Below are 5,189 nucleotides of genomic sequence, written 5' to 3' on the forward strand. Positions count from 1 at the left end.
GACGCACCCAATGTGGCGTTCGGTGCGTCCAACGCACCCAACGCCACATTGGGGCGTTCGGGCGGGCACGTAGGCTGGTCGGGTGCTCGCCGTAGTTCCGCCCCCAGTCACCGTCCGGGTCCCGGCCAAGGTCAACCTGCACCTTTCGGTCGACGACCTGCGCGAAGACGGTTACCACGAGCTGGTCACCGTGTTCCAGGCGCTGTCGCTGACCGACGAGGTGACCGTCGCGGTCACCGAAGAGCCCGGCATCGAGGTCTACGGCGAGGGGGAGGGCTCGGTCCCGACCGGCCCCGAAAACCTGGCCTGGCGGGCCGTCGAGGCGCTCGCCGCGCACGTCGGGCGCACCGGTGAGCCGAAGGTCCGGGTGGTGCTGCGCAAGGGCATCCCGGTCGCCGGCGGCATGGCGGGCGGCAGCGCCGACGCGGCGGCGACGCTGGTCGGGCTCGCTTCGCTGTGGGGGCTCGACGTCACCCGCGACGAGCTGGCCGAGCTCGCCGCCGGCCTGGGCAGCGACGTCCCGTTCGCGCTGTACGGCGGCACCGCCCTGGGCACCGGTCGCGGCGAGCAGCTCGTCCCGGTGCTGTCGCGGCACACGTTCCACTGGGTGCTGGCTTTCGCCGCCGAAGGGCTGTCGACGCCGAAGGTGTTCGGCGAACTCGACCGCCTGCGCGCGGCGGGCAACCCGCCCCGGATCGGTTCGCACACACCGGTCGTCGAGGCGCTGGCGTCGGGCGACCCACGCCAGCTGGCCCTGCTGCTGGGCAACGACCTCCAGGCGGCGGCGGTCTCGCTGCGGCCCGACCTGCGCCGCACGCTCCGGGCGGGCGTGAACGCGGGCGCGCTCGCGGGCACGGTGTCCGGTTCCGGCCCGACGTGCGCGTTCCTCTGCGAAGACGCGCAGTCGGCGGTGGAGGTCGCGGCCGAGCTGTCGGGCGCCGGCGTGTGCCGCACGGTCCGCGTCGCACACGGCCCCGTCCCCGGCGCCCGGGTGGTCGGCGGGGACGACGCGCCACGCCCGGCGCCGCCGCGGGTGCACGCATGAAGCACGCCGAGTTCGCCTTCCCCGGCCCGCTGCGCGACAAGCTGGTCGCGGCGATCCTGCGCGGGGAGAAGACGTCGACCACCGGCCTGGTCGCCGAATACGAGAAGTACGGCGAAGAACTGCCTCTCGTCGGCGAGCGCGAGCTGATGATCGACTCGGCGGGCAACGGCGTCGCGGTGCTCGAGACCACCGAGGTGCGCGTCCTCCCTCTGTCCGAAGTGGACTTGCAGCACGCGCTCGACGAGGGCGAGGGCTTCACCAGCGTCGCCGAGTGGCGTGCCGACCACACGGACTACTGGCAGAGCGCGGAAATGCGCGCGGTCATGGAAGACCCGGAGTTCACCGTGGACGACATGACCCTCGTCGTGGCGACGCGGTTCGTCATCGTGGAAAGGATCGGCTGAGCAGTGGCCAACCTGGTCAACCTGGAGGCGGTGAGCAAGTCCTACGGGGTTCGCCCGCTGCTGGACGGCGTTTCCCTCGGCATCGCGGCCGGGCAGCGCATCGGCGTCGTCGGCCTCAACGGGGGCGGCAAGACCACGCTGCTGGAAGTCCTTTCCGGACTCGCCGAGCCGGATTCCGGGCGGGTGAGCCAGGTTCGCGATCTGCGGATGGCCGTGGTCACCCAGCGCACGGAACTCCCGGACGGCAGCACGGTCGGCGACGTCGTGCTCGAACGCTACGGCGCCGAGCACGAATGGGCCGCCGACGCGCGTGTCCGGTCCATTGTGGACGGCTTGGGCATCACGGCGATCGGCCTGGACACGCCGACGGCGAACCTGTCCGGCGGCGAGCGGCGCCGGGTCTCCCTGGCCGCCGCGCTGACCGGCGAACTCGACCTGATCGTGCTCGACGAGCCGACCAACCACCTGGACGTCGAAGGTGTCCGCTGGCTCGCCGACCACCTGCTGGCCCGGAAGGTCGCCGTCGTGGTCGTCACGCACGACCGGTGGTTCCTCGACACGGTGGCGACGCTGACGTGGGAGGTCGCGAACGGCCGCGTCGAGCAGTACGAAGGTGGCTACGCCGACTGGATCTTCGCGCGCGCCGAGCGGGCGCGCCTGGCCGCGACGGCCGAGGAGAAGCGGCAGAACCTGGCCCGCAAGGAGCTGGCGTGGCTGCGCCGCGGCCCGCAGGCGCGCTCGTCGAAGCCGCGCTACCGCGTCGAGGCGGCCGAAGCGCTGATCGCCGACGTCCCGCCGCCGCGCGACTCCGTCGAACTGCAGGCGTTCGCGAAGCGGCGGCTCGGGAAAACCGTGCTGGAGCTGGAAGACACGACGTACGCGGTGGGCGAGCGGACGCTGCTCGACCACGTCACCTGGCGGATCGGCCCGGGCGACCGGATCGGCCTCGTCGGCGTCAACGGCTCGGGCAAGACGTCGCTGCTGAAGCTGCTCGGCGGTGACGTCGAGGGCTCGACGGGGCGCCGGATCGAGGGCAAGACGGTCGCGCTCGCGCACCTGCGTCAGGAGCTCGACGACCTGCCCGGCGACCTGCGCGTGCTGCAGGCGATCGAGCAGGTGGCCGGGCGCGTGGTGTTCGGCAAGCAGGAGATGACGGCGTCGCAGCTGGGCGAGAAGCTCGGCTTCCCGGCCGCCCGCCAGTGGACCCCGGTCGGGGACCTGTCGGGTGGCGAGCGCCGCCGGCTGCAGCTGTGCCGGCTGCTGATGGCCGAGCCGAACGTGCTGCTGCTCGACGAGCCGACGAACGACCTGGACATCGACACGCTCCAGCAGCTGGAGGACCTCCTCGACGGCTGGCCGGGCACGATGGTGGTGGTGTCCCACGACCGCTACCTGGTGGAGCGGGTGTGCGACACGATCGTCGCCCTGTTCGGCGACGGCCGGATCACCCACCTGCCGGGCGGCATCGAGGAGTACCTGAACCGCCGGGCAGCGGCTCGTCCGGTCTCCGGCCCGGCGCCTTCGGTGGAGAAGGTGGAGGCGAAGAAGTCGGCGGCGGACCTGCGCGCGGCCCAGAAGGAACTCGGCCGCCTGGAGCGCAAGCTCGACCAGCTGCACGCGAAGGAGGAGAAGCTCCACGCGTCCCTGCTGGCGGCCGCGACGGACCCGGCGAAGCTGATGGAGCTGAACGCCGAGCTGAAGGGCGTCCAGGGCGAGATCGAGGACGTCGAGGGCCGCTGGCTGGAGACGTCCGAGCTGCTGGAATGAGAGTCGCCGGGCCGGACGAACCGCTCGGGCGGCCGATCGAGTGGCAGGGGCGAGCAGGCCCCGAGCTCGTCGTCGTCCGGCTGCGGGGGCAGCGCCAGGTGGACCGCCGGCTTCGAGGCCCCGTTTCCGCGTTGCTCGGCGGATGTTGACGTCCAGACAGTAATGTTCCCGCTATGAGCAGGTTCGTGGACACGCTCGTCGCCACCGCGACGAAGCGGGGGCAGCAGCGCGGCATGGTCACCGGGGAGCCGAAGGAGCCGGTCCGGCGGACCTGGGCCGAGGTGCACGCCGAGGCGCGGCGGATCGCCGGTGGCCTGGTGGCCGGCGGGTTCGAACGCGGGGGTGCGGTCGCCGTGCTGGCCGCCGCGCCGGTGCTGATCGCACCGACCGTGCAGGCCGTCTGGCTGGCCGGCGGCAGCGTCACCATGCTGCACCAGCCGACCCCGCGCACCGACCTCGCCGAGTGGGCCGAGGACACCGTGCGGGTGCTCGGGATGATCGGCTCCGACCTGGTGCTGCTGGGCGAGCCCTTCGACCAGCTCGCGCCGGTGCTGGAGGAGAAGGGCATCGGGTTCCAGCTCATCACCGAGCTCGCCGCGGCCGAGCCGCTCGCCGACGTCGTCACCACCGACGAGGGCGACACCGCGCTCCTGCAGCTCACCAGCGGCTCGACCGCCGACCCCAAGGCCGTCCGGATCACCTACGGGAACCTGTACTCCAACGTCAAGGCCATGGTCGAGCGCGCGGAGTTCGACTTCGACGTCGACGTGATGGTGTCGTGGCTGCCGACGTTCCACGACATGGGCATGGTCGGCTTCCTGACCGTGCCGATGACCTTCGGCGTCGAGCTGGTCAAGATCACGCCGGTCGAGTTCCTCTCGGGGCCGTTGATCTGGCCGGAACTGATCACCAAGTACCACGGCACCACGACGGCCGCGCCGAACTTCGCGTACGCCATCGTCGGGCGCCGGATGGCGCGTGTCGACGAGGACGACGCCTACGACCTCTCGAAGCTGCGCATCGCGCTGAACGGCGCCGAGCCGATCGACGAGACCGCCGTCCAGACCTTTGTGGACGCCGGCGCCCGGTTCAAGATGCCCGCCGAGTGCGTCTTCCCGGCCTACGGCATGGCGGAGGCGACGCTCGCGGTGTCGTTCGCGCCGCTGTTCACCGGCCTCACCCAGGACGTCGTCGAAGCCGACGCGCTGGAGGCGGACAACCGCGCGGTGCCGGTGCCGGAGGGCGACCCGCGGCGCGGCACCGACGGTGTCCGGTCGTTCGCGCTGCTCGGGCGGCCCCTCGACGGGCTGGAGGCGGAGATCGTCGACGAGTCGGGCGCGCGGCTGGGCGAGCGCGAGGTCGGCGAGATCCGGCTGCGCGGCGAGGCCGTGACGCCGGGCTACCTGACCATGGACGGCCCGCTCGCGACGCAGGACGACGCCGGGTGGCTGAACACCGGCGACCTCGGCTACCTGGTGGACGGCCAGATCGTTATCTGCGGCCGCCGCAAGGACGTCATCATCATGGGCGGCCGCAACCTGTACCCGACGGACATCGAGCGCGCGGCGACGTCGGTCGAGGGCGTGCGGGCGGGCAACGCGGTGGCGGTCCGGCTGGACGCGGGCAGCCGCCGCGAGCGGTTCGCGGTGGTCGTGGAGTCGAAGCTGGCGGGCGACGCCGAGGCCGAGAAGAACCTGATGAAGCAGGTGTCGGCCCGGGTCCGCGACGCGGTGGACATGCGGCCGTACGCGGTGGTGGTGCTCCCGGCGGGAAGCCTGCCGAAGACGCCGTCGGGCAAGGTCAAGCGCGCGGCGACGGCCCAGCAGTTCGCGGACCGGATCAGGAAGAACGCGGACGCCTGACCAGAGCGCCCCAATGTGGCGTTCGGTGCGTCAGACGCACCCAATGTGGCGTTCGGTGCGTCGGACGCACCCAACGCCACATTGGGGCGCTTGTGGCGAGGGTCAGCGTTG

4 protein-coding genes are annotated in these 5,189 nt (G+C 72.1%); all 4 read left to right on the forward strand.

The window, feature by feature from the left end:
- The first annotated feature begins 82 nt into the window (after positions 1 to 82).
- The gene (locus ACWEVN_RS46405) at positions 83 to 1,045 is read left to right on the forward strand and encodes a 4-(cytidine 5'-diphospho)-2-C-methyl-D-erythritol kinase (RefSeq protein ID WP_452055524.1); all 963 of its coding nucleotides are present in this window, start codon (positions 83 to 85) and stop codon (positions 1,043 to 1,045) included.
- Positions 1,042 to 1,449: an ASCH domain-containing protein gene (locus tag ACWEVN_RS46410; RefSeq protein ID WP_452055525.1), complete on the forward strand. Its 408-nt coding sequence runs from the start codon at positions 1,042 to 1,044 to the stop codon at positions 1,447 to 1,449. The genes ACWEVN_RS46405 and ACWEVN_RS46410 overlap by 4 nt, the downstream gene beginning before the upstream one ends.
- A gap of 3 nt (positions 1,450 to 1,452) precedes the next feature.
- Positions 1,453 to 3,216: an ABC-F family ATP-binding cassette domain-containing protein gene (locus ACWEVN_RS46415; protein WP_452055526.1), complete on the forward strand. Its 1,764-nt coding sequence runs from the start codon at positions 1,453 to 1,455 to the stop codon at positions 3,214 to 3,216.
- 173 nt (positions 3,217 to 3,389) lie between these two features.
- Complete coding sequence (locus tag ACWEVN_RS46420) at positions 3,390 to 5,078, forward strand: fatty acyl-AMP ligase (protein WP_452055527.1); 1,689 nt, start codon at positions 3,390 to 3,392, stop codon at positions 5,076 to 5,078.
- Positions 5,079 to 5,189 lie beyond the last annotated feature (111 nt).

This window comes from Amycolatopsis sp. NPDC003861, from assembly GCF_053605405.1.